The organism is Pseudomonas sp. S1_G07 (genome assembly GCF_054668565.1).
On sequence record NZ_CP162778.1, the window covers coordinates 1,597,393 to 1,620,050 of the forward strand.

At 62.2% G+C, this 22,658-nt stretch carries 19 protein-coding genes and 1 riboswitch; of the genes, 13 read left to right on the plus strand and 6 right to left on the minus strand.

Going from position 1 to position 22,658, the window contains the following annotated elements:
• The first annotated feature begins 60 nt into the window (after positions 1-60).
• Both hldE and AB4O05_RS07270 read left to right on the plus strand, forming a co-directional pair.
• Positions 61-1,485, plus strand: a complete 1,425-nt coding sequence (gene hldE / locus AB4O05_RS07265; RefSeq protein WP_460131937.1) for a bifunctional D-glycero-beta-D-manno-heptose-7-phosphate kinase/D-glycero-beta-D-manno-heptose 1-phosphate adenylyltransferase HldE — start codon at positions 61-63, stop codon at positions 1,483-1,485.
• Entirely contained in the window at positions 1,478-2,413 is a 936-nt protein-coding gene (locus tag AB4O05_RS07270; protein ID WP_460131936.1) for an NAD-dependent epimerase/dehydratase family protein, read from the plus strand. Before hldE ends, AB4O05_RS07270 begins: the two co-directional genes overlap by 8 nt.
• A 113-nt stretch (positions 2,414-2,526) precedes the next feature.
• Here AB4O05_RS07270 and AB4O05_RS07275 read toward each other — a convergent pair whose 3' ends face one another.
• From AB4O05_RS07275 to AB4O05_RS07290, 4 genes are all read right to left on the minus strand, one after another.
• Positions 2,527-3,486 (minus strand): metal ABC transporter ATPase, encoded by a 960-nt coding sequence (locus AB4O05_RS07275; RefSeq protein ID WP_460131934.1) that lies wholly within the window; start codon positions 3,484-3,486, stop codon positions 2,527-2,529.
• 41 nt (positions 3,487-3,527) lie between these two features.
• A complete protein-coding gene (locus AB4O05_RS07280) occupies positions 3,528-4,340 on the minus strand; it encodes an aldo/keto reductase (protein WP_460131932.1) in 813 nt (270 codons plus the stop codon).
• On the minus strand, positions 4,337-5,506 hold the full coding sequence (locus AB4O05_RS07285; protein ID WP_460131930.1) for an NAD(P)/FAD-dependent oxidoreductase: 1,170 nt from the start codon (positions 5,504-5,506) through the stop codon (positions 4,337-4,339). The genes AB4O05_RS07280 and AB4O05_RS07285 overlap by 4 nt, the downstream gene beginning before the upstream one ends.
• A gap of 142 nt (positions 5,507-5,648) precedes the next feature.
• A complete protein-coding gene (locus tag AB4O05_RS07290) occupies positions 5,649-5,984 on the minus strand; it encodes a DMT family transporter (protein ID WP_460131928.1) in 336 nt (111 codons plus the stop codon).
• 103 nt (positions 5,985-6,087) lie between these two features.
• Here AB4O05_RS07290 and AB4O05_RS07295 point away from each other — a divergent pair, with 103 nt between their 5' ends.
• The gene (locus AB4O05_RS07295) at positions 6,088-6,978 is read left to right on the plus strand and encodes a LysR family transcriptional regulator (RefSeq protein ID WP_460131927.1); all 891 of its coding nucleotides are present in this window, start codon (positions 6,088-6,090) and stop codon (positions 6,976-6,978) included.
• Positions 6,979-7,001: 23 nt separating this feature from the next.
• The gene (gene waaA, locus AB4O05_RS07300; RefSeq protein WP_460131925.1) at positions 7,002-8,279 is read left to right on the plus strand and encodes a lipid IV(A) 3-deoxy-D-manno-octulosonic acid transferase; all 1,278 of its coding nucleotides are present in this window, start codon (positions 7,002-7,004) and stop codon (positions 8,277-8,279) included.
• 123 nt (positions 8,280-8,402) lie between these two features.
• Here waaA and AB4O05_RS07305 read toward each other — a convergent pair whose 3' ends face one another.
• Positions 8,403-9,842: a TolC family outer membrane protein gene (locus AB4O05_RS07305; RefSeq protein WP_460131923.1), complete on the minus strand. Its 1,440-nt coding sequence runs from the start codon at positions 9,840-9,842 to the stop codon at positions 8,403-8,405.
• Between the two features lie 196 nt (positions 9,843-10,038).
• Positions 10,039-10,144, plus strand: a riboswitch (TPP riboswitch).
• A 149-nt stretch (positions 10,145-10,293) separates the two neighbouring features.
• Here AB4O05_RS07305 and thiC point away from each other — a divergent pair.
• Both thiC and cytX read left to right on the plus strand, forming a co-directional pair.
• Positions 10,294-12,198: a phosphomethylpyrimidine synthase ThiC gene (thiC, locus tag AB4O05_RS07310; protein ID WP_460131921.1), complete on the plus strand. Its 1,905-nt coding sequence runs from the start codon at positions 10,294-10,296 to the stop codon at positions 12,196-12,198.
• Positions 12,199-12,344: 146 nt separating this feature from the next.
• Positions 12,345-13,634 (plus strand): putative hydroxymethylpyrimidine transporter CytX, encoded by a 1,290-nt coding sequence (gene cytX / locus AB4O05_RS07315; protein ID WP_460131919.1) that lies wholly within the window; start codon positions 12,345-12,347, stop codon positions 13,632-13,634.
• On the opposite strand, the gene AB4O05_RS07320 is transcribed toward cytX, so the two are convergent.
• A complete protein-coding gene (locus tag AB4O05_RS07320; RefSeq protein WP_460131918.1) occupies positions 13,603-14,340 on the minus strand; it encodes an RsiV family protein in 738 nt (245 codons plus the stop codon). The two genes, cytX and AB4O05_RS07320, sit on opposite strands and share 32 nt — an antisense overlap.
• A gap of 193 nt (positions 14,341-14,533) precedes the next feature.
• On the opposite strand from AB4O05_RS07320, the gene AB4O05_RS07325 reads away from it, so the two are divergent.
• The 7 genes from AB4O05_RS07325 (at position 14,534) to parC (ending at position 22,501) form a co-directional block, all read left to right on the plus strand.
• On the plus strand, positions 14,534-15,151 hold the full coding sequence (locus AB4O05_RS07325; protein WP_460131916.1) for an NUDIX domain-containing protein: 618 nt from the start codon (positions 14,534-14,536) through the stop codon (positions 15,149-15,151).
• Positions 15,142-15,591: a DUF1249 domain-containing protein gene (locus AB4O05_RS07330; RefSeq protein ID WP_003171323.1), complete on the plus strand. Its 450-nt coding sequence runs from the start codon at positions 15,142-15,144 to the stop codon at positions 15,589-15,591. Before AB4O05_RS07325 ends, AB4O05_RS07330 begins: the two co-directional genes overlap by 10 nt.
• A 98-nt stretch (positions 15,592-15,689) precedes the next feature.
• Positions 15,690-16,505, plus strand: coding sequence for a 3',5'-cyclic-AMP phosphodiesterase (gene cpdA / locus AB4O05_RS07335; RefSeq protein ID WP_460131914.1), 816 nt, complete (start codon positions 15,690-15,692; stop codon positions 16,503-16,505).
• A 95-nt stretch (positions 16,506-16,600) separates the two neighbouring features.
• On the plus strand, positions 16,601-17,209 hold the full coding sequence (locus AB4O05_RS07340) for a YqiA/YcfP family alpha/beta fold hydrolase (protein ID WP_460131913.1): 609 nt from the start codon (positions 16,601-16,603) through the stop codon (positions 17,207-17,209).
• 54 nt (positions 17,210-17,263) lie between these two features.
• Complete coding sequence (gene parE, locus AB4O05_RS07345) at positions 17,264-19,168, plus strand: DNA topoisomerase IV subunit B (protein WP_460131911.1); 1,905 nt, start codon at positions 17,264-17,266, stop codon at positions 19,166-19,168.
• The gene (locus AB4O05_RS07350; protein WP_460131908.1) at positions 19,168-20,163 is read left to right on the plus strand and encodes an esterase-like activity of phytase family protein; all 996 of its coding nucleotides are present in this window, start codon (positions 19,168-19,170) and stop codon (positions 20,161-20,163) included. The genes parE and AB4O05_RS07350 overlap by 1 nt, the downstream gene beginning before the upstream one ends.
• A 73-nt stretch (positions 20,164-20,236) precedes the next feature.
• On the plus strand, positions 20,237-22,501 hold the full coding sequence (gene parC, locus AB4O05_RS07355; RefSeq protein WP_460131905.1) for a DNA topoisomerase IV subunit A: 2,265 nt from the start codon (positions 20,237-20,239) through the stop codon (positions 22,499-22,501).
• Positions 22,502-22,658 lie beyond the last annotated feature (157 nt).

Consider the following 22,658-nt stretch of genomic DNA (forward strand, 5'->3'; position numbering starts at 1 on the left):
AACCTCCTGTAACCCTGTGCTAATATCGCGCCCCTGTTCATTTTGTATGTGGGTTGCTCCATGAAGTTGTCCATGCCGCGATTCGATCAAGCCCCTGTCTTGGTGGTCGGCGATGTCATGCTCGACCGTTACTGGCATGGCGGTACCTCACGGATTTCCCCTGAGGCGCCGGTACCGGTCGTCAAGGTCGAGCAAATCGAAGACCGCCCGGGTGGCGCTGCCAACGTTGCCCTCAATATTGCCGCGCTCGGCGCGCCTGCCTCCCTGGTGGGGGTGACCGGCGACGACGAAGCCGCCGACAGCCTGGCCAACAGCCTGCGCGGTGCCGGCGTGCGCGCGCTGTTCCAGCGCATTGCCCACCAGCCGACTATCGTCAAGCTGCGGGTCATGAGCCGTCACCAGCAATTGCTGCGTATCGATTTCGAAGAACCCTTCGCCACCGACGCCCTGGTCCTGGGGGGGCAGGTCGACGAACTGCTCGAAGGCGTCAAGGTGCTGGTGCTGTCCGATTACGGCAAAGGCGCGTTGAAAAACCACCAGGCGCTTATCCAGGCTGCCAAGGCCAAGGGTATTCCGGTGCTGGCCGATCCCAAGGGCAAGGACTTCTCGATTTATCGCGGCGCCAGCCTGATCACGCCAAACCTCAGCGAGTTCGAAGCCATCGTCGGCGGTTGCGCCGATGAGCACGAACTGGTGACCAAGGGCGCCGCGCTGATGGCCGACCTCGACCTGGGTGCCTTGCTGGTGACCCGTGGCGAGCACGGCATGACCCTGCTGCGTCCCGGCCACCCGGCGATGCACCTGCCGGCGCGGGCCCGTGAAGTGTTCGACGTGACCGGCGCCGGCGACACCGTGATTTCCACCCTGGCCGCCTCCATTGCGGCCGGCGAAGAACTGCCCCACGCCGTGGCCCTGGCCAACCTGGCGGCGGGTATCGTGGTCGGCAAGCTGGGTACCGCGGCCATCAGTGCACCTGAACTGCGCCGTGCGATCCAGCGTTCCGAAGGCTCGGAGCGCGGTGTGCTGACCATCGAGCAATTGCTGCTGGCGATTGACGATGCCCGTGCCCACAACGAAAGCATTGTGTTCACCAACGGTTGTTTCGACATCCTGCACGCCGGTCATGTGACCTACCTGGAGCAGGCGCGCGCCCAAGGCGACCGCCTGATCGTCGCGGTCAATGACGACGCTTCGGTCAGCCGCCTGAAGGGGCCGGGTCGTCCGATCAACAGCGTCGACCGGCGCATGGCCGTCCTGGCCGGTTTGGGGGCGGTGGACTGGGTGATCAGCTTCCATGAAGCGACCCCGGAAAACCTGTTGGCCCAGGTCAAGCCCGACGTGCTGGTCAAGGGCGGCGACTATTCCGTCGACCAGGTAGTCGGTGCCGATATCGTCAGCGCCTATGGCGGTACGGTCAAAGTACTGGGCCTGGTAGAGAACAGCTCGACCACGGCGATTGTCGACAAGATCCGCAATCATGAGTGAGGCTGCGCCGTTGGTGCTGATAACCGGCGGTGCCGGCTTTATCGGTTCGCATCTGGTCGATGCGTTGCTTGCCAAGGGCTATGCCGTGCGCGTGCTGGATAACCTGTCCACCGGCAAGCGCGCCAACCTGCCGTTGCACGACCCGCGCGTCGAGTTGCTTGAGGGTGACGTCGCCGACGCCGCGCAGGTGACGCGTGCCGCGGCGGGTGCGATGGCGGTGGTGCACCTGGCGGCAGTGGCATCGGTGCAGGCGTCGGTGGATGATCCAGTCAGCACGCACCAGAGCAATTTCGTCGGCACCTTGAATGTGTGCGAAGCCATGCGCAAGGCCGGGGTCAAGCGGGTGGTATTTGCGTCCAGCGCCGCGGTGTATGGCAACAACGGCGAGGGCGCTTCGATTGACGAAGAGACCACCAAGGCACCGTTGACGCCCTATGCGTCCGACAAGTTGGCCGGTGAGTACTACTTTGATTTCTACCGCCGCCAGCATGGCCTGGAACCAGTGATTTTCCGCTTCTTCAATATCTTCGGGCCACGCCAGGACCCGTCGTCGCCGTACTCTGGCGTGATCAGCATTTTCAGCGAGCGTGCACAGCAGGGCTTGCCGATTGCGGTGTTTGGCGATGGCGAGCAGACCCGTGATTTCATGTATGTGCAAGACCTGGTCGACGTGCTGGTGCAGGCCATCGAAGCACCAGGCGCGCCCTTGGGCGCGATCAACGTGGGCTGGAACCGCACGACCACCCTCAAGCAAGTGCTGCAGGCGTTGGAAGAAGCGGTGGGCTCGCTGCCTGCCGTGACTTACGGGCCGGCACGCTCGGGGGACATCCGGCATTCGCGGGCGAACAACCAGCGACTGTTGGCCAGCTTCACGCTCCCGGAACCTACCCCGTTGAAGGTCGGCCTGGAGCGCCTGCTTAACGGTTGAGCGCTATTAATGTTGTGGGAGCGGGCTTGCTCGCGAAGGCGTCTTGTCAGTCGATACCGTTGTGACTGATACACCGCTTTCGCGAGCAAGCCCGCTCCCACATTAGGTTTGCGTTATCCCTTGGTTTTTTTCTTCGGCACAATTTTGCGCAGCACACGCCGCGCCAAGCCCTTGAGCTTCGATTCTTTCTCGGGCGCCGTCAGGCCTTGCTGCCTCAGCCAATCCTTCCAGCGAATGCGCTCTTCGCGCACCAGCCAGCCTTCCTGCCGGGCGAAGCTTTCCGCCAGGTACAAGCCCCGCGTACTGGCTGGGTACAGTTGGTCTTTCTTGACGGTGTAAAGCTCGGGAAGGGGTTGACCGTCCTTGAGTGGCATCAGGTACAGGTCCGGACGTTTGCGGTCCAGGCGCGCGACCAACTGGTCGCCTTCCAGTCGCTCGTCCACATGGAACAGGCTCAGGGATTTGGCTTCCTTGGGGACTTCCAGGCGCAGGTCATAAATCAATTGCAGCGACGCCGTGGGCAAATGCACGTAGGCCTGTGGCCGTTCGATCAATTGGGTGGTGGCGCAGCGCACCGGGCGGGCCGCACCCGACAACGGGCTCAGGCGAAACGGCAGGGCCTCGCGGTAATGCAGCGCGGCGGAGTAGGGCGCTGGCAGCCAGGTGTCATTGAAGCGCCCGCCAAGCCAGCCTTCGGGCGTTTCCAGCAGGCATTCTTCGGCGATTTCCTGGATGGCGGTGTGCAGCGGCAAGTTCAGCTCATGGGCCGGGACGTAACCGGAGATCAGCTTGAGCACCACATCGCCGCGATCCTGGCGGCGTTGGCGCACCAGCACCCAGTAATCGCGGTTTTGCCAATGCAGGGTCAGGCGCACCGACACGCCGAGGTTTGCCAGTTCCAGGGCAAAGCGCTCGGGGTCCGGCACGTCCACCGGTTTGCGTCGTTGCAGGGTCTGGGCGAAATTGAGCGGCATGCCAACGCTCTGGTAGCTCAGGCCTTCGGGGGTGGCTTCGACGTGCAGCGGCAGTGTCTTGAAGTTGCTGGGGTTCTTTCTTATGAGCGTTCGCGGCATGTCGGCTCCTTCTTGCGACGGGGTCGGCCGCGTCGGCGGCATCAGAGTTGACGAATGACCTTGGCAGCGGTCGCCACGTTATGGGCCAGGTGCAGCGGATTAATGGTCCCGACAATAGCACTGGCGACGCCCGTTTGCGCAAACAACAGCATGAAACTCGCGTGTATTGGATCCATTCCAGGCTCCAGGCAAACGTGGCCGCTTGCCAGTGCCTTTTTCACCAGGATGCCCTTGCCGTGGGCCGCAGCATAGTCAATGACGGCTTTTTCGGCCTGTTCGTTCAGATTGTAGGTGACCATCGCGCAATCACCCTGTTCCAGAGCCTTCACGCCACCTTCGACGGTTTTGCCGGAGAAGCCGAAACCGCGAATCTTGCCCTCTTGTTTCAGTTGCGCCAGGGTGTGGTAGACCTCGCAGTCGTCGAGGATGTGCAGGTCGTTACCGTCGGAATGCACCAGCACCAGATCGATAAAATCCGTTTCAAGTCGTTTCAAGCTGCGCTCAATCGACAGGCGGGTATGGGCCGCGCTGAAATCGTGACGGGACACGCCCGCTTCGAACTCCTCGCCGACCTTGCTGACGATCACCCAGTCCTTGCGCTGGCCACGCAGCAGTGGCCCCAGGCGCTCTTCGCTGCGGCCATACGCCGGCGCGGTATCGATCAGGTTGATGCCCAACTGGCGTGCCTGGCGCAGCAACAGCCGCGCTTCATCGTCATTCGGGATCTGGAAGCCGCTGGGGTATTTCACACCCTGGTCGCGGCCCAGCTTGACGGTGCCCAGGCCCAGGGGCGACACCCACAGGCCGGTGCTGCCCAGCGGGCGATGCAGGTCGTGCAAGGTCGGCAGGCTCATGGCAGCAGTTGCTCCCAGGCCGGTACGCCGAGGGCGGGTTTTGGCAGGTCGGGCAGGGGTTGGGCCGCGCCTGGGCGGATGCCGTCACGTTCGAGACGGTCGATCACGCGATCGGCGAAATCCGGCGCCAGGGCCAGCTTGGTCGGCCAGCCCACCAGCAGGTTGCCCTCTTCGGCGACAAAGGCGTTGTCGGGCCGGCTCAAGCCCGATTGCAGTGGCTCGGCACGCTCGACGCGCAAGGTGGCCCACCGAGTCTGGGCCATGTCGATCCACGGCAGCAATTGCGCCAGCTCTTTCCGGGCGGTGGCGATCTGTTCTTCAGGTGTGCGCGCCACGCCATCGGCCTCGGCGATATCGCCACCCATGTACCACACCCAGTCGCCGTCAGCCGCCGGATGAGTGGTGATGGTCAGGCGCGGCTTGGTGCCGCCCCCCAGGCAGTGAGCGTACAGCGGCTTCAGGCCCGGGCCTTTGGCGAGGATCATATGCAGTGGACGGGTTTGCATGGCCGGCTGGTTCAGGCCCAGTGCAGCGAGCAAATCGGCGGTGCCGCCGCCGGCGCTCAACACGATGCGCTGGGCGCGGACCTCGCGGCCATCGACTTTCAAGCCCACCAGGGTGTCGCCTTCGCGCAGCGGTTCGATATGTTGCCCGGCGAGCAAACCGTCTCCGGCCAACTGTGCCAGGCGTTCGATCACGCTGGGTACGTCCACCACCAGTTCGGCCAGGCGATAGACCTTGCCCTTGAAGCGACGGTCCTGCAGCGCCGCAGGCAAGTCGTCACCCTTGACCTGATCGACCCGGCCGCGCACGGCCTTGCTGGCGAAAAAGCTGGTGAGGTTGCCGGCGATCGTGCCAGGGGACCACAGGTAATGGGCTTGCGAGAGCACGCGCACGCCGGACAGGTCCACCTCGCCGTTCCCCGCCAGGGCTTCGCGCCATCGGCGCGGCATATCGGCAATGGCTTCGGAGGCGCCGGTGAGCGCGCCGTGCAGGGCGTATTTCGCACCGCCGTGGATGATCCCCTGGGACTTCACGCTCTGCCCGCCACCCAGGGTTGCGCTTTCCACCACTACCGTGGAAAAGCCCTGGCGGCGCAAGCGCGCATTCAGCCAGAGGCCGGCAACCCCAGCGCCGACAATCAGGACGTCGGTGGAAATAGGCATGCGCGCGAGACCTCTGGTGTAGAAAAAGGGACGCTAGTATAGCGCGCAGCGGCAAGTTATCAGCGGCAAGCGGCAAGTTACAAGCGATTCACGCCGCTCTTTCTTGCAGCTTGCAGCTTGCAGCTTGTGATTATGTATCGACTCAATGCCCCGCTGTTTTCGAAAAAAGTTGAATCACCACAACCCCAAGCACAATCAGGCCCATCCCCAGCATTGCCGGCACATCGAGCTTCTGCCCATAGATAAACAGCGCCGCAATGCTGACCATCACGATGCCCATCCCGGCCCATACTGCATAGGCCACTCCGACCGGTACGGTGCGCACCACCAGGGTCAGCATCCAGAAGGCCACGCCGTAGCCGATGATCACCAATAACAGTGGAATAGGGGTGCTCCAGCCTTTGATGGCTTTCATGGAAACGGTGGCGATCACTTCCGAGCAAATGGCGATGGCCAGGTAGTAGTAAGCGATGTTCATGGCGTTGATCCTCGGTGTAGAGCGCTCTGATATGGCCGCTATTCTAGAGGTTGCTCAGATGCGGTAAAGTCATTACCTATCCGAATTAAAGATGGGTTGTGCCATGAGCGTGCAGTGGAATCTGGAGCAGATGCGGTTGTTTGTCAGTGTCGCCGAGCAACGCTCTTTTTCGGCGGTGGCGCGCGGGCAGCGCAAGGCCCAATCGGCGGTGAGCAATGGGATTGCGTTGTTGGAGGCCGACTTGGGCGTGAGCCTGTTTGAACGTAGCAGCGGTCGTCAGCCCCGTCTGACCGAAGCCGGTGCGGTCCTGCTCGAAGAGGCCAGAGAGGTGCTGCGCCAATGCGAGCGCCTCAATGGCCGTGCGCTGTCGTTGATGCGCGGCGAAGAAGCCTGCCTGCGCCTGGCCCAGGACGAGGCGATGTTGTACCAGCCGGTACTCGACAGCCTGGACGCCCTGGCTGGGCAATTTCCGAACCTGGAAGTACAGCTTTCCAGTGCCGCCCAAGGCGATGTCGCGCGCAAGCTGGTGGAGCGCAAGGCGGACCTGGGCCTGTTGTTCTATCACGACCAGATCCCCGAAGCGCTGGAGCGGCGGGTGGTGGGCAGTGTCGAGATGGTCACGGTCTGCGGACGCCACCACCCGCTGGCCGCGCAGAACACCGTGGACTGCCAGGGCCTGGCGCAGTTTCGCCAGTTGCTGATGTCGACCCAGACCAGCGTTTACCCCGGCAGCGAAGCCGCCAGCCCGCAGGTGTGGCGCGCCGACAGTTTCTACGTGCTGGCCGAATGGCTGATTCGCGGCCTGGGCTGGGCCTGGTTGCCCCGGCACGTGGTGCAGTACCCCGCCTATCAAAATCATATGGTCGAACTTGACAGCGAATGGACCCCGCCCGCGCTGGTCGTCGAGCTGGTGTGGCGCCGCGACGAGCCCCTGGGGCCGGCGGCGCGCTTTCTCGCCGAACGTTTTGCCGAGTGTCTGCGGGCGATTGACTGAAAAAGCCGATAAACTCCGCCGCCATGAATAGAACTCTCTACAGCTGTCTGTTTTACCTGGCGCTGCCCTTGGTGGCTTTACGTCTATGGCTGCGCGCGCGCAAGGCCCCGGCCTATGCCAAGCGCGTGGGCGAGCGGTTTTCCTGTGGCTTGCCGGTGATGAAACCGGGCGGGATATGGGTGCATGCCGTGTCGGTGGGCGAAAGTATCGCTGCAGCGCCCATGATTCGTGGGCTGCTGGAGCGTTACCCACAGCTGCCGATCACCGTCACCTGCATGACGCCCACCGGTTCCGAGCGGATCCAGGCGTTGTTCGCCAATGAACCGCGCATCCAGCACTGCTATTTACCGTATGACGTGCCCTGCGCCGCCAAGCGTTTTCTCGACCGCGTGCAGCCCAAGCTCGCGGTGATCATGGAAACCGAGCTGTGGCCCAACCATATTCACGCCTGCGCCCAACGCGGCATTCCGGTGGCGCTGGCCAACGCGCGGCTGTCGGCGCGTTCGGCCAAGGGCTACGCACGGTTCGCCAGGTTGACGGCGCCGATGCTGGCCGAGATGAGCCTGATCGCGGTGCAGACACGCGCCGAGGCCGAGCGTTTCCTGAGCCTGGGCGCGCGTCCGGAAACCGTGGAGGTGACCGGTTCGATCAAGTTCGACCTGAGCATCGACCCGCAACTGCTGGAACGCGCCACTGCCCTGCGTGGGCAATGGGGTGCCAGTGAGCGCCCGGTGTGGATCGCCGCCAGTACGCACGAAGGCGAAGATGAAGTGGTACTGACGGCTCATCGTCAGTTGCTCGCCAGCTATCCCGATGCGTTGCTGATTCTGGTGCCGCGCCACCAGGAGCGCTTTGGCCCGATGTTCGAGTTGTGCCAGCAGCAAGGGTTTGCCACGGTGCGCCGCTCCACCGGGGAGCCTGTCAGTGCACACACCTCAGTGCTGCTCGGCGATACCATGGGTGAGTTGTTGTTTCTGTACGCCTTGGCCGACAGCGCCTTCGTCGGCGGCAGCCTGGTGGCGACCGGCGGGCACAACCCGCTGGAGCCGGCAGCGCTGGCCAAACCGGTGATCATGGGACCGCACGTGTTCAACTTTCTCGAGATCACCGCGATGATGCGCGAAGCCGGGGCGTTGCGCGAAGTGGATGACGCCGAAGGGCTGGCCGAGGCCGTGCGCCAGCTGTTCGAGCTGCCGCAGGATGCGCGCAGGATGGCGCAGGCGGGGCTTAAGGTGATGCAGGCCAATCAGGGCGCGTTGAAGCGTTTGCTGGATGGGTTGAGCAAACTGATCGATCGCTGAGTTAACGCGTATCAACATGTGGGAGCGGGCTTGCTCGCGAAAGCGGTGGTTCAGTCAAACAGATGTTGACTGACACTGCGCATTCGCGAGCAAGCCCGCTCCCACATTGGTTCTGTGGTGCGCTTAATAGCCTGGGCGGGCTTTTAGTTGCTCGGCGGCGGCCTTGGCCAGGTCCGGTGGCAGGAAGTCTTTGTCCGGGTTGTAGTCGGCTTTGAGGTAGCGCGCCAGGTCCTGCAGGTCGCCAGGGTTCAGCGTACCTGCGGCCTGCTTCAAGCGCAGATTGTCGAGGATGTAGTCGTAGCGGCTGTTGTTGTAGTTGCGCACCGACGCATACAACTGTCGCTGGGCGTCGAGCACGTCGACGATATTGCGTGTGCCCACCTGGTAGCCGATTTCCGTGGCTTCCACCGCGCTCTGGTTGGAGATGATCGACTGGCGGCGTGCTTGCACCTGTTCCACGTCGGTGTTTACCGCGCGGTGCAGGTTGCGCGTATTTTCCACCACCTGGCGGCGCAGGCCTTCGCGCTGCTGTTCGGTCTGGCCCAGGCGCGAGTAGGACTCACGCACCTGTGAGCTGGTCAGGCCGCCGCTGTACAACGGAATACTGAGGCGCAGGCCGATGGTGCGTTGCTCGACGTCGCCACGATATGGCGTGCCGAAGGCATTCGGGTTGCTGAAGCCGAGGGCGTCGTTATCACCTTTTTCGTACTGCGCCACCGCATCCAGGGTTGGCGCGTGACCGGCCTTGCGCTGCTTGAGGGTTTCTTCGGCGGCGGTCACCGCGTAGTTGCTGGCGAGCAGGTTCAGGTTCTGGCGGCCGGCGGTTTCGACCCAGGCCTTGGCATCGTTCGGCAGCGGCGGCAACACCGGCAGCGTATGGACGACGCCCTGAAGCGAGTTGTACTGGCGGTTGGTCAGGGTGATCAACGCTTCAAAGGCGTCTTCGACCTGGCGCTGGGCGAGGATACGGTTGGCCCGGGCAGTGTCGTAGCTGGCCTGGGATTGCAGTACGTCGGTCTTGTCCGACAGGCCCACGTCGAAGCGCTCGTTGGATTGGTCCAACTGGCGCTTGAACGCATTTTCTTCAGCTTTGGTGGAGGCCAGGTTGTCCTGGGCGCGCAGCACGGCGAAGTAATTTTCGGCGCTTTGCAGGATCAGGTTCTGTTCGGTGGCCGACAATTGCAACGCGGCCTGCTCGTTGACGGCTTCGGCGGCTTGCAGCTGGAACCAGCGGTCGGCGCGGAACAGCGGCTGGCTCAGGGTCGCGCGCCAGGAGTGAGCATCACGGTTGGCAGTGGCCGCAGGCGTGTCGATTTGCGTGCGTACATTATTGATATCGGCACCGGCCGACAGGTTAGGCAGCAACCCGGCGCGGGCCTGGGGCACCACTTCTTTTTGAGCACCGTATTGGGCGCGGGCGGCTGCCAGGTCGGCGTTGTTATCCACCGCTTCCTGATAGACGCTGACCAGATCGGTTCTGGCGGACAAGGGCGCTTCAGCTGCCCAGACCATGGTGTTGGTCGCACAAGACACGGCAACAGCCAGTGAGAGTTTGCGCAGCATGAGGCGTTCCCTGTTGTGAATATTACGGCAATAATTTATCGCCCAAGGCTACGGTTGGCCATTCCTGGCGTCAAGCATGGGGGCAGCTCTCGAGTGTAGTGGCGCTACCCCGGCGCAACAATCCCGCAATCACGCCATTCATCACGCTGAATGCTCCACTGTTGGCAATTTGCCCCCGCCCTGGTCTAGACTGGCCGCGTTCTTGTCGGGGTGCCTTGTTGGAAGGCTGAGATCGGTAAATACCGGATCCCGTTGAACCTGATCAGGTTAGCGCCTGCGTAGGGAACAAGATTTCTCGTCACCCGGCGAGTCCTCTTGTGCTTCGTCCGGGATGTTGTTCGACCCTCGAACAGCCTTCGTGCGCCAAGCACAGCACTGCTTTCAGTGCGTCCATTCGTCACAGGTTCGCTCCGACAAAAATCCACCGCCTGGATAAGTTGGAGAGCCCGTGATGAGCACAGAACAAAAAAGTACGAAACTGAAAAATACCGTGCACTTGAGTGAATCGGCCAAGGTCGACTCCGGCTCCGTGCAACCGTTTACTCGCTCGCAAAAAATCTATGTGCAAGGCACTCGCCCGGACATTCGCGTGCCGATGCGCGAAATCAGCCTGGATGTGACCCCCACCGATTTCGGCGGTGAAATCAACGCCCCGGTCACCGTGTACGACACCTCCGGCCCCTACACCGATCCCAACGTCATCATCGATGTGCGCAAGGGCCTGGGCGATGTGCGCTCGCCGTGGATCGAATCCCGCGGCGACACCGAGCGTCTGGCCGGTCTGAGTTCGCATTTTGGTCAGCAGCGCTTGAGCGATGCCGAGTTGACCGCCCTGCGCTTCGCCCACGTGAAAAACCCGCGCCGCGCCAAGGCCGGTGCCAACGTCACCCAGATGCACTACGCGCGCAAAGGCATCATCACCGCCGAGATGGAATACGTCGCCATCCGCGAAAACATGAAGCTTGAAGAAGCCCGCGCCAGTGGCCTGCTCGACCAGCAGCACGCCGGTCACAGCTTCGGCGCCAGCGTGCCGAAAATCATCACCCCGGAGTTCGTGCGCGAAGAAATCGCCCGTGGCCGCGCAATCATCCCGGCCAACATCAACCACACCGAACTGGAACCGATGATCATCGGCCGTAACTTCCTGGTGAAGATCAACGGCAACATCGGCAACAGTGCCCTGGGTTCGTCCATCGAAGAAGAAGTGGCCAAACTCACCTGGGGTATTCGCTGGGGTTCGGACACGGTGATGGACCTGTCGACCGGCAAGCACATCCACGAAACCCGCGAGTGGATTATCCGCAACTCGCCGGTGCCGATCGGTACCGTGCCGATCTACCAGGCCCTGGAAAAAGTCGGCGGCGCCGCCGAAGACCTGACCTGGGAGCTGTTCCGCGACACCCTGATCGAGCAGGCCGAGCAGGGCGTGGATTACTTCACCATCCACGCCGGTGTGCTGCTGCGTTACGTGCCCCTGACCGCCAAGCGCGTCACCGGTATCGTCTCCCGTGGCGGCTCGATCATGGCCAAGTGGTGCCTGGCACACCACAAAGAGAACTTCACCTACACGCATTTCGACGAAATCTGCGAAATCATGAAGGCCTATGACGTCAGCTTCTCCCTCGGCGATGGCTTGCGCCCCGGTTCGATTGCCGACGCCAACGATGCCGCGCAATTTGGCGAGCTGGAAACCCTGGGTGAGCTGACCAAGACCGCCTGGAAGCACGACGTGCAAACCATGATCGAAGGCCCCGGCCACGTGCCGATGCAGTTGATCAAGGAGAACATGGACAAGCAACTGGAGTGCTGCGACGAGGCGCCGTTCTACACCCTCGGCCCGCTGACCACCGACATTGCGCCGGGCTACGACCACATCACCTCCGGCATCGGTGCGGCAATGATCGGCTGGTTCGGTTGCGCCATGCTCTGCTACGTCACGCCCAAGGAACACCTGGGCTTGCCGAACAAGGATGACGTGAAGACCGGGATCATCACCTACAAGATCGCCGCCCATGCGGCCGACTTGGCCAAGGGGCACCCCGGCGCACAAATCCGCGATAACGCCTTGAGCAAGGCGCGCTTCGAGTTCCGCTGGGAAGACCAGTTCAACCTCGGCCTGGACCCGGACACCGCGCGTTCGTATCACGACGAAACCTTGCCGAAAGACTCGGCCAAGGTCGCGCATTTCTGCTCGATGTGCGGGCCGAAGTTCTGCTCGATGAAAATCACCCAGGAAGTCCGTGAGTACGCGGCCAACCAGCGCATTGACGCAGTGGACGTGGATGTGGCCAAGGGCTTGGCGGAGCAGGCGGAGCGGTTCAAGCAGGAAGGCAGCCAGCTCTACAAAAAGGTCTGATTCAGGATTTCAGGCGACGGTACTGGCCTCTTCGCGAGCAAGCCCGCTCCCACCTTTTGATCTGTGAATACATTCAAAAGTGTGGGAGCGGGCTTGCTCGCGAATGCAATCGTCCAAACAACAGATGTTTCTCAGAGATAAACGCCTTGAGTATTCAACCCAGCACCTACTCCCCCGACATCGAGGTGCCTGCTGACAAAAGAGTTTTTGGCGCCCGCGACCTGTTCTCTCTATGGTTCTCCCTCGGCATCGGCCTGATGGTCCTGCAAACCGGAGCCTTGCTCGCGCCGGGCCTGGGCTTGTCCGGCTCGTTGCTGGCGATCTTCCTCGGCACACTGGCGGGCGTGCTGTTGCTGGCGGCCGTCGGTGTGATCGGCAGCGACACCGGACTGTCCGCCATGGCCGCGCTCAAACTCAGCCTCGGTGCCAAGGGCGCGAGCCTGCCGGCATTGTTGAACCTGTTGCAACTGGTCGGCTGGGGCTCGTTTGAAATCATCGTGATGCGCGACGCGGCCAGCCTGTTGGGCACACGGGCGTTCAGCGACGGCAGCCTGTTGGCCAGCCCATTGCTGTGGACCCTGTTTTTTGGCGGCCTGGCGACCCTGCTGGCTGTCAGCGGCCCGTTGACTTTCGTGCGGCAGATCCTGCGCAAATGGGGCATCTGGCTGCTGCTCGGCGCCTGCCTGTGGCTGACCTGGAACCTGTTTGCCAAGGCCGACCTCGCCGCGCTCTGGGCCCAGGCCGGTGACCGTTCGATGCCGTTTGCAGTCGGTTTTGATATCGCCATCGCCATGCCGCTGTCGTGGTTGCCGCTGATCGCTGATTACTCACGTTTCGGCAAACGTGCGAAGAGCGTGTTCGGCGGTACCGCGCTGGGCTTCTTTATCGGTAATTTCTGGCTGATGAGCCTGGGCGTGGCCTACACGCTGGCGTTTGCTCCAAGCGGTGAGGTGAATGCACTGTTGTTGGCACTGGCCGGGGCGGGCCTGGGGATTCCGCTGTTGCTGATCCTGTTGGATGAGTCGGAAAACGCCTTTGCCGATATTCACTCGGCGGCGGTCTCCAGCGGCATGCTGTTGCGCTTGAAGGTCGAGCACCTGGCCTTGGCCATCGGTCTGCTCTGCACGCTGATTGCCTGTTTTGCACCGTTGGCGCAGTACCAGAACTTCCTGCTCCTGATCGGTTCGGTGTTTGCGCCGCTGTTTGGCGTGGTGCTGGTGGATCACTTTATCCTGCGCGGTCGTGGCCAGGGTGTGATCGCCAGCCTGCGCTGGCCGGCATTATTGGCGTGGCTGGGGGGGATTGCGACTTACCACCTGCTGGCCAATCTGTATCCGGATATCGGCGCAACCCTGCCGGCACTGGTGCTGGCAGGGCTGTTGCAGTTCATCCTGGGTCGGGCGTTCAGCGGCGCGCGGGCACCAGCTCAGGCTTGAGGATGCCGTCCAGGCGCGAATAGGGGATCTGCAACTCGACGTGGCCCAAGGCGTACGGCGCGATGGTGGTGGTGGGGTACTTGAGGATCACGCCACCATAGGTCAGCGCCACGTTCGGGGTCTTCTGGAAGGGGTAGGCTTTCACGAACTCCGGCTCCAGGCTCAGGCGAGTGCTGATCAGCCAGCTGTTATGCGCCACCTGGGCGGCTTTCCAGAAGGCATCTTCCTTGCCCGGCAACAGCATGTCGGTCAGCGACAGGGCCTTTTGCTGCTGGCGTGAATAGTTGATGAACGCGCGGCCAGGCTCGCCATGGGTGGCGCCCTGGTCCAGGTAGCTGGACAACTCGATGATCACCAAGCCGTCATGCTGTTCCCGTACCTTGGCTTGCAAGTACATGTTGTTGTTCGGCGCGGCGGTTTGCAGAAATTGCTCGCGATAGGTCGCCAGGCTGGTCGGCAGCGGGTTGGCGCCGGTCATTTCCAGCAGGCGCTGTTCGATCAACGCATCCAGCTTGGGCTCCTTGGCGAAATGCACGGTGTCGATATTCACCAATGCGCAATCGGCGCGGGTACAACCCGGCCGGGTTTGTTCGGAGGTATCGCGGGTGGCTTCAAGCGGTGTGCGCCAGCTCGGTTGAAACAGGCTCTGGCAGGCGCCGAGGGTCAATGCGATACAAGCCACGGAGGCAATTTTTAAAAGCGACATGTATGTTCTTCGTCCATCGATAAGAGCGAAATTCGTGGACCTTCGACTACCGGCACGGCAGTCAGTTCGCCACTAAGCTGATTAGAGTGAGTTTGACCTCCGCCGCCTATCCCGGCAACTGGAAAGGGGCTGCACCAACGGCCAGGAGCGCGTTAGGATGGCGCGAATTGCCCAGGTATAACGAGGAAGGGATATGACGGACTTTGCGAAATCGACGCCGAGCAAGATTGAAATTGTTCAGCGCGATAATGCCCACAAAGGCTTCTACACGCTCGATCGGGTGCAACTGCGCCACGAGAAGTTCGATGGTGGCATGAGCCGGGTGATCCACCGCGAAGTCTTTGTTCGCCACGATGCCGTGTGTGTGCTGCCCTACGACCCGCGGCGTGATGAAGTGGTCTTGAACGAACAGTTTCGCGTCGGCGCCATGGGGCGTACCGACAACCCCTGGCTGATCGAGATGGTCGCCGGCCTGATCGATAAAAATGAGCAGCCGGAGGAGGTTGCACACCGCGAAGCCGAGGAGGAAGCTGGGCTGACATTCGCCGCACTGTGGCCGATCACCAAGTATTTCCCGTCGCCTGGCGGCAGTACCGAATATGTGCACCTGTACCTGGGCCGTTGCGACAGTGCGGGCGTGGGCGGTGTGCATGGGCTGGAAGCAGAGGCAGAAGACATCCGCGTGACGGTCTGGGCATTCGAAGATGCCCTGCAGGCCGTACGTGACGGTAAGATTTCCAACGCAGCCAGCATTATCGCCCTGCAATGGCTTGCGCTTAATCGCGCGGAAGTGAGGGGGTTATGGCAGTAAAGGCACGGGAACGTTATCGAGTCGACCTGATCGGCCTGCAAGCCGCCTGCGAAGCCAACTATGCGCGGCTGATGCGCCTGTTGCCCGACATGCGTCACGCCCCCGAGGCGCGGCGCATCGGCGTGACCCATGGCGACCAGATGCTTGGCGTGCTGGCCCTTGAGGTCATCGTCAACTGCCCGTACACCACCACCCTGCGCGTGCGCCAGGAGCACAGCCTGCCCTGGTTGCCGGTGCCGCAGCTGGAAGTGCAGGTGTACCACGACGCCCGCATGGCCGAAGTCATCAGCGCCGAACATGCGCGGCGCTTTCGCAGCATCTATCCTTACCCGAATGTGTTCATGCACCAGCCCGATGAGAAAGCACAGCTCAATGTGTTCCTCGGTGAATGGTTGAGTCACTGCCTGGCCCTGGGCCATGAGTTCGAAGTCGTGCGATAGATGTGAACTGCGTCTGCTTCCTTGAGTTTCCTCTTTGTGTCCTGCCCCAGCATAATCGTCGCCTATGATCATTCCTGTGATTGCCTTGGGAGAGCGCCTTGCCGAGCGTATCCACTGTGCACCCTGAAGCGCCGGCACTGCTGGTGCAACTGTCCGACAGCCACCTGTTCGCCGAGGCCGACGGCACGCTGCTGGGCATGAACACCCGTGAGAGCCTGCAACGGGTGATCGCGTTGGCGCGCGAGCAGCAGCCGCAGATCGACCTGGTGCTGGCCACGGGAGATTTGTCCCAGGACGGTACGCTGGCGTCGTACCAGCAGTTTCGCGATATGACCGCCGCCATCGACGCCCCTGCACGCTGGCTTCCCGGTAACCACGACGAGCCACAGATCATGGCGCACGCCGCCGTGCACAGCGACCTGCTGGAGCCGGTGGTGGACGTGGGCAACTGGCGCATTACCCTTCTGGACTCCGCCGTGCCGGGCTCGGTGCCGGGCTACCTGCAGGATTCACAGCTGCAATTGCTGGCCCAAGCGTTGAGCGAAGCGCCGAGCCGTCATCACCTGGTGTGCTTCCACCATCATCCGGTGCCCATCGGTTGTGCATGGATGGCGCCCATCGGCCTGCGCAACCCCGAGGCGTTGTTTGCCGTGCTCGACCGCTTCCCGCAGGTCAGGGCGGTGCTGTGGGGGCATGTGCACCAAGAGATCGATAGCGAGCGCAACGGCGTGCGCCTGCTGGCGTCACCGTCCACTTGCATCCAGTTCACGCCGGGCAGCGAGGATTTCAAGGTCAGTGAGCAAGCGCCGGGCTATCGCTGGTTGCGTCTGCATGCCGACGGGCGGTTGGAGACCGGCGTAGAGCGCGTCAAAGGCTTCTCTTTTACGGTGGATTACGGCAGCAACGGCTACTAGGAACGGGAGGGTTCTGCCGTGACTGGAAGACAGGGGACTCACCGGCCCGATCCCTGTAAACTGCGCCTTTTTCGCGCAAGCACGGAGAGCCCGGCATGTCCGCTTCGATCCTGTATATCCACGGTTTCAACAGTGCGCCCGCGTCCAACAAGGCCAGCCAGTTGATCCGTGTGATGGACACTCTCGGCCTGGCCGGGCAGTTGCGGGTGCCGGCCCTGCATCATCATCCCCGTCAGGCGATTCCTCAGTTGGAGGAGGCCATCGCCGAGCTGGGACGGCCACTGCTGGTCGGCAGCTCACTCGGCGGCTACTATGCAACCCATCTTGCCGAACGCCATGGTCTCAAGGCGCTGCTGGTCAACCCGGCGGTAAGCCCGCATCGGATGTTCGACGGTTACCTGGGCACCCAGAAGAACCTCTACACCGACGAAGCCTGGGAATTGACCCCCGATCACGTCACGGCGCTGGCCGAGTTGGAAGTTCCGGCTCCCCAGGATGCCGCGCGTTATCAAGTGTGGTTGCAGACCGGGGATGAAACCCTGGATTATCGCCTCGCCCAACAGTATTACCGGGCCTGTGCCTTACGCATCCAGGCCGGTGGCGACCATGGTTACCAAGGGTTCGCCCGGCAATTGCCGGCGTTGCTCAGCTTTGCCGGCATTGGCGCGGATCAGTATCAATCCTTCGATTTTTCGGCACTGTAGTTGCCTTGAAAACCGCAGGTCACTTTTTAATCGAACGACTCACGACGAGACCCCATGGCCACTCCCAGCGCTAGCTCTTATAACGCCGACGCCATCGAAGTCCTCTCGGGCCTCGACCCGGTGCGCAAACGTCCCGGCATGTACACCGACACCAGTCGGCCGAACCACCTTGCCCAGGAAGTCATCGACAACAGCGTCGACGAAGCCTTGGCCGGGCACGCCAAGTCGGTGCACGTCATTCTTCACGCTGATCATTCCCTGGAAGTGTCCGACGATGGTCGCGGCATGCCGGTGGACATTCACCCGGAAGAGGGCGTGTCAGGCGTCGAGCTGATCCTTACCAAGCTGCACGCCGGCGGCAAGTTCTCCAACAAGAACTACCAGTTCTCCGGTGGTTTGCACGGTGTGGGTATTTCCGTGGTCAACGCCTTGTCGACCCTGGTGCGGGTCAAGGTCAAGCGCGATGGCAACGAGTACGAGATGACCTTTGCCGATGGCTACAAAGCCACCGACCTGCAGGTGATCGGCACCGTTGGCAAGCGCAACACCGGCACCAGCGTGTACTTCGCGCCGGACCCGAAATACTTCGATTCGCCGAAATTCTCCATCAGCCGCCTCAAGCACGTGCTCAAGGCCAAGGCCGTGCTGTGCCCGGGCCTGCTGGTTACCTTTGAAGACCAAGGCACCGGCGAGAAAGTCGAGTGGCATTACGAAGATGGCCTGCGTTCCTACCTGGAAGACTCGGTCAGCGACTTCGAACGCCTGCCCAACGAGCCGTTCTGCGGCAGCCTGGCCGGTAACAAAGAAGCCGTCGACTGGGCGCTGCTGTGGTTGCCCGAGGGCGGCGACAGCGTGCAGGAAAGCTACGTCAACCTGATCCCCACCGCTCAGGGCGGTACCCACGTCAACGGTTTGCGCCAGGGCCTGCTGGATGCCATGCGCGAATTCTGCGAATACCGCAGCCTGTTGCCACGCGGCGTGAAGCTGGCGCCGGAAGACGTGTGGGAGCGCATTGCGTTCGTGCTGTCGATGAAGATGCAGGAACCGCAATTCTCCGGCCAGACCAAGGAACGCCTGTCGTCCCGCGAGGCTGCGGCGTTTGTCTCCGGTGTGGTCAAGGACGCTTTCAGCCTGTGGCTCAACGCCCACCCGGAACTGGGCCTGGCCCTGGCCGAACTGGCGATCAACAACGCCGGCCGTCGCTTGAAGGCCAGCAAGAAGGTCGAGCGCAAGCGCATCACCCAGGGCCCGGCGTTGCCTGGCAAGCTGGCTGACTGCGCCGGGCAGGACCCGATGCGTTCCGAGCTGTTCCTGGTGGAAGGTGACTCTGCCGGCGGTTCCGCCAAGCAAGCACGCGACAAGGAATTCCAGGCGATCCTGCCGTTGCGCGGCAAGATCCTCAACACCTGGGAAGTCGACGGCAGCGAAGTCCTGGCCAGCCAGGAAGTGCATAACATCGCCGTGGCCATCGGTGTCGACCCAGGCGCGGCGGATATGAGCCAGTTGCGCTACGGCAAGATTTGCATCCTCGCCGACGCCGACTCCGACGGCCTGCACATCGCCACCTTGCTCTGCGCACTGTTCGTGCAGCACTTCCGCCCGCTGGTCGATGCCGGTCACGTCTACGTCGCCATGCCGCCGCTGTACCGCATCGACCTGGGCAAGGAGATTTTCTACGCCCTGGACGAGGCCGAGCGCGACGGCATTCTCGACCGCCTGGTGGCCGAGAAGAAGCGCGGCAAGCCACAGGTCACGCGATTCAAGGGCCTGGGTGAGATGAACCCGCCACAGTTGCGTGAAACCACGATGGACCCGAACACCCGGCGCCTGGTGCAGTTGACCCTGGATGACTTCGCCGCCACCTCGGAAATGATGGATATGCTGCTGGCCAAGAAGCGCGCGCCGGACCGCAAGTCCTGGCTGGAGTCCAAAGGCAACCTGGCGGAGGTTCTGGGTTAATGCGCACAGGTTTCGCCCTGGCGATCCTGATGTTGAGCGCATTGTTGGCCACGAAGGTCGCCGCCGCGCCCATGGCTGAGCTCAAACTCGTATCCGAACACCCGGTGGACGGCATGCGCGGCGGTAACCTGTCGGGCCTGGCGTTGTGCGGTACGCAGTTGTGGACCGTTTCCGACCGCGATGACGAGCAGATCTACCGCCTGGATACCCGCGCGCCGACCTGGCAGGCGGAAACGGTGAAGATCGACGTGCCGCCGGTGCCGGAGTCCGGTTTGCCCTGGGGCTTGCGCTCGCGCACCAAGGCCGCCTCGTTCATTCGCGGTGGCGACCTGGATTTTGAAGGGATCACCTGTGATGCCGCCGGCAACCGCTACATCGTCAGCGAGGCCCATGCGGCCGTGCTGCAAGTGCCGGTAACGGGTGAGCCACAGTGGTTGAAGATCGCCCCTGGCATGGTGCGCGAAGCCCGGGCCAGTGGCATGCTGCTGCACTTCAATGCCTTGTTTGAAGGCCTGGCGATCAACCCGCAAGGCAATCAGATCTGGTTGGCCGCCGAGCGTGAGCGGCGTGGGCTGATTTCCATCAAGCGCCCGCAAAGCCTGTGGGACTGCGACGGCCCGTGCGTGTTGTTGAGCGAGGCTGGCCAGGAAATGCAACCGGCCCAGTTCACCCAGGCCAAGGCGGTGTCCAAGGACTTTGCCGACCTGGCGTTGTTCAACGGCAAGCTGTTTACCCTGGAGCGCAATGCGTTCCGGATTTGCCGCCGCGATGCGCTCACGGCCAAGGTCGAGCTGTGCTGGTCGTTTGCCGACGAAGCCCTGACGCCCGAACGGCGTTATGCCCAGCCTTACGGCCTGGCTGAAGCCCTGATGGTGGACGCAGACGGTGCCTGGGTGGGCATCGACAATAATTTCGGCCCGCGCGCCGATGGTGAGAAACGCCCGGTGGTCTATCGTTTTGCCGCCCCGGCCGGTGGCTGGAGTGCCCAGCCATGAACCGCCGCTTTTTTGAATTGACCCGGCACGGCGGTATGTCCGCTGTGCCTTACCAGACAATGATGAGGCCCGCATGAGTGACATCCTCGCAGACAGCTTAGATGGCGTAGAACGCCGGTCGCTGGCTGACTTCACCGAAAATGCCTACCTCAACTACTCCATGTACGTGATCATGGACCGTGCCTTGCCGCATATCGGTGACGGCCTGAAGCCCGTGCAACGGCGCATCATCTATGCCATGAGTGAGTTGGGCCTGGACGCCGATTCCAAGCACAAGAAGTCGGCGCGTACCGTCGGTGACGTGCTGGGTAAATTCCACCCCCATGGCGACTCGGCATGCTACGAAGCCATGGTGCTGATGGCCCAGCCGTTCAGTTACCGCTACACGCTGGTGGACGGCCAGGGTAACTGGGGGGCGCCGGATGATCCCAAGTCCTTCGCGGCCATGCGTTACACCGAGGCACGCCTGTCGCGCTACTCGGAAGTGCTGCTCAGTGAGTTGGGCCAGGGCACCGCGAACTGGGGGCCGAACTTTGACGGCACCCTCGACGAACCCCTGGTGTTGCCGGCACGTTTGCCGAACATCCTGCTTAATGGCACTACCGGTATCGCGGTCGGCATGGCCACCGACGTACCGCCGCACAACCTGCGCGAAGTGGCCACGGCCTGCGTGCGCCTGTTGGATGAGCCAAAGGCCACGGTGGAACAGCTCTGCGAGCATATCCAGGGCCCGGACTACCCGACCGAAGCGGAAATCATCACGCCGCGCGCCGATCTGTTGAAGATGTACGAAACCGGCAAAGGTTCGGTGCGCATGCGTGCGGTGTACCACGTCGAAGACGGCGACATTATTGTCACGGCGCTGCCGCACCAGGTCTCCGGGGCCAAGGTGCTGGAGCAGATCGCCGCGCTGATGCAGGCCAAGCCCTCGAAGCTGCCGCAAGTCGCTGACCTGCGTGACGAGTCCGACCACGAAAACCCATGCCGCATCGTGATTATCCCGACCAATAGCCGGGTCGACCATGAAGTGCTGATGCAGCATCTGTTCGCCAGCACCGACCTGGAGTCCAGCTACCGGGTCAACGTCAATATCATCGGCCTGGATGGCAAGCCGCAGCTGAAAAACCTGCGCAACCTGCTGGTGGAATGGCTGGAATTCCGGGTGGAGACCGTTCGTCGTCGCCTGCAATTCCGCTTGGACAAGGTCGAGCGCCGCCTGCACCTGTTGGACGGTTTGCTGATTGCCTACCTCAACCTGGATGAAGTGATCCATATCATCCGCACCGCCGAGCACCCGAAAGCCGAGTTGATCGCGCGTTTCGAGCTGAGCGAGATCCAGGCCGACTACATCCTCGACACCCGCCTGCGTCAATTGGCGCGCCTGGAAGAGATGAAGCTGCGCGACGAGCAGGATGCGTTGCTCAAGGAGCAAGCCAAGCTGCAAGCCTTGCTGGGCAGCGAAGCCAAGCTGAAAAAGCTGGTGCGCAGCGAGTTGATCAAAGACGCCGAAACCTATGGCGACGACCGCCGTTCGCCCATTGTCCAGCGTGCCGAAGCCAAGGCGCTGACAGAGACCGAGTTGCTGCCGAACGAGAAAATTACCGTCGTTCTGTCGGAAAAGGGTTGGGTTCGGTCCGCCAAAGGGCATGATATTGACGCCACTGGCTTGTCGTACAAGGCGGGTGACGGGTTCAAGACCGCTGCCGCCGGGCGTTCCAACCAGTTTGCAGTGTTTATCGATTCTACGGGGCGCAGTTATTCGGTACCGGCCCATACCTTGCCGTCCGCGCGAGGGCAGGGTGAGCCGTTGACCGGGCGCCTCACGCCGCCGCCGGGGGCGAATTTTGAATGTGTGCTGCTGCCGGACGACGACGCGCTGTATGTGATCGCTTCCGACGCGGGGTATGGGTTCGTGGTCAAGGGCGACGACCTGCAGGCCAAGAACAAGGCGGGCAAGGCATTGTTGAGCCTGCCGAACAACGCCAAGGTAATCCTGCCACGTGCGGTGGGTGACCGTGAGAGCAATTGGCTCGCCTCGGTGACCACCGAAGGGCGTTTGCTGGTGTTCAAGATCAGCGACCTGCCGCAGTTGGGCAAAGGCAAGGGCAACAAGATTATTGGTATTCCCGGGGATCGGGTGGCCAGTCGTGAGGAGTACGTGACCGACATCGCCGTGATCCCGGAAGGTTCTACCCTGGTGCTGCAGGCCGGCAAACGTACGCTATCGCTGCGTCCTGACGACCTTGAGCATTACAAGGGCGAGCGTGGTCGGCGTGGTAACAAACTGCCTCGGGGCTTCCAACGGGTGGATGCTTTATTGGTGGAGACGCCACTTTAGAGCCCTCGATCTACGATTTAACCCGTAGATCGACGCTTTGGCGCTGGAGTCATGGCGCATATTCACGGATGATATGGCCTTTCCAGCGCCGGCGTGGCCGAGCGTGTTTAGGTTATTTTTAGTATTACATTGTGGTTCGCCTTGTGGCAGCCACCTG

What these genes read in the sequence shown, in the direction of transcription:
- AB4O05_RS07330 (WP_003171323.1), top strand. Translation starts at nt 15,142, where the DNA reads ATGGCAGTAAAGGCACGGGAACGTTATCGAGTCGACCTGATCGGCCTG.
- AB4O05_RS07340 (WP_460131913.1), top strand. Translation starts at nt 16,601, where the DNA reads ATGTCCGCTTCGATCCTGTATATCCACGGTTTCAACAGTGCGCCCGCG.
- AB4O05_RS07350 (WP_460131908.1), top strand. Translation starts at nt 19,168, where the DNA reads ATGCGCACAGGTTTCGCCCTGGCGATCCTGATGTTGAGCGCATTGTTG.
- AB4O05_RS07295 (WP_460131927.1), top strand. Translation starts at nt 6,088, where the DNA reads ATGAGCGTGCAGTGGAATCTGGAGCAGATGCGGTTGTTTGTCAGTGTC.
- AB4O05_RS07285 (WP_460131930.1), bottom strand. Translation starts at nt 5,506, where the DNA reads ATGCCTATTTCCACCGACGTCCTGATTGTCGGCGCTGGGGTTGCCGGC.
- AB4O05_RS07320 (WP_460131918.1), bottom strand. Translation starts at nt 14,340, where the DNA reads ATGTCGCTTTTAAAAATTGCCTCCGTGGCTTGTATCGCATTGACCCTC.
- AB4O05_RS07280 (WP_460131932.1), bottom strand. Translation starts at nt 4,340, where the DNA reads ATGAGCCTGCCGACCTTGCACGACCTGCATCGCCCGCTGGGCAGCACC.
- AB4O05_RS07270 (WP_460131936.1), top strand. Translation starts at nt 1,478, where the DNA reads ATGAGTGAGGCTGCGCCGTTGGTGCTGATAACCGGCGGTGCCGGCTTT.
- hldE (WP_460131937.1), top strand. Translation starts at nt 61, where the DNA reads ATGAAGTTGTCCATGCCGCGATTCGATCAAGCCCCTGTCTTGGTGGTC.
- AB4O05_RS07290 (WP_460131928.1), bottom strand. Translation starts at nt 5,984, where the DNA reads ATGAACATCGCTTACTACTACCTGGCCATCGCCATTTGCTCGGAAGTG.
- AB4O05_RS07305 (WP_460131923.1), bottom strand. Translation starts at nt 9,842, where the DNA reads ATGCTGCGCAAACTCTCACTGGCTGTTGCCGTGTCTTGTGCGACCAAC.
- parE (WP_460131911.1), top strand. Translation starts at nt 17,264, where the DNA reads ATGGCCACTCCCAGCGCTAGCTCTTATAACGCCGACGCCATCGAAGTC.
- AB4O05_RS07325 (WP_460131916.1), top strand. Translation starts at nt 14,534, where the DNA reads ATGACGGACTTTGCGAAATCGACGCCGAGCAAGATTGAAATTGTTCAG.
- parC (WP_460131905.1), top strand. Translation starts at nt 20,237, where the DNA reads ATGAGTGACATCCTCGCAGACAGCTTAGATGGCGTAGAACGCCGGTCG.
- waaA (WP_460131925.1), top strand. Translation starts at nt 7,002, where the DNA reads ATGAATAGAACTCTCTACAGCTGTCTGTTTTACCTGGCGCTGCCCTTG.
- thiC (WP_460131921.1), top strand. Translation starts at nt 10,294, where the DNA reads ATGAGCACAGAACAAAAAAGTACGAAACTGAAAAATACCGTGCACTTG.
- AB4O05_RS07275 (WP_460131934.1), bottom strand. Translation starts at nt 3,486, where the DNA reads ATGCCGCGAACGCTCATAAGAAAGAACCCCAGCAACTTCAAGACACTG.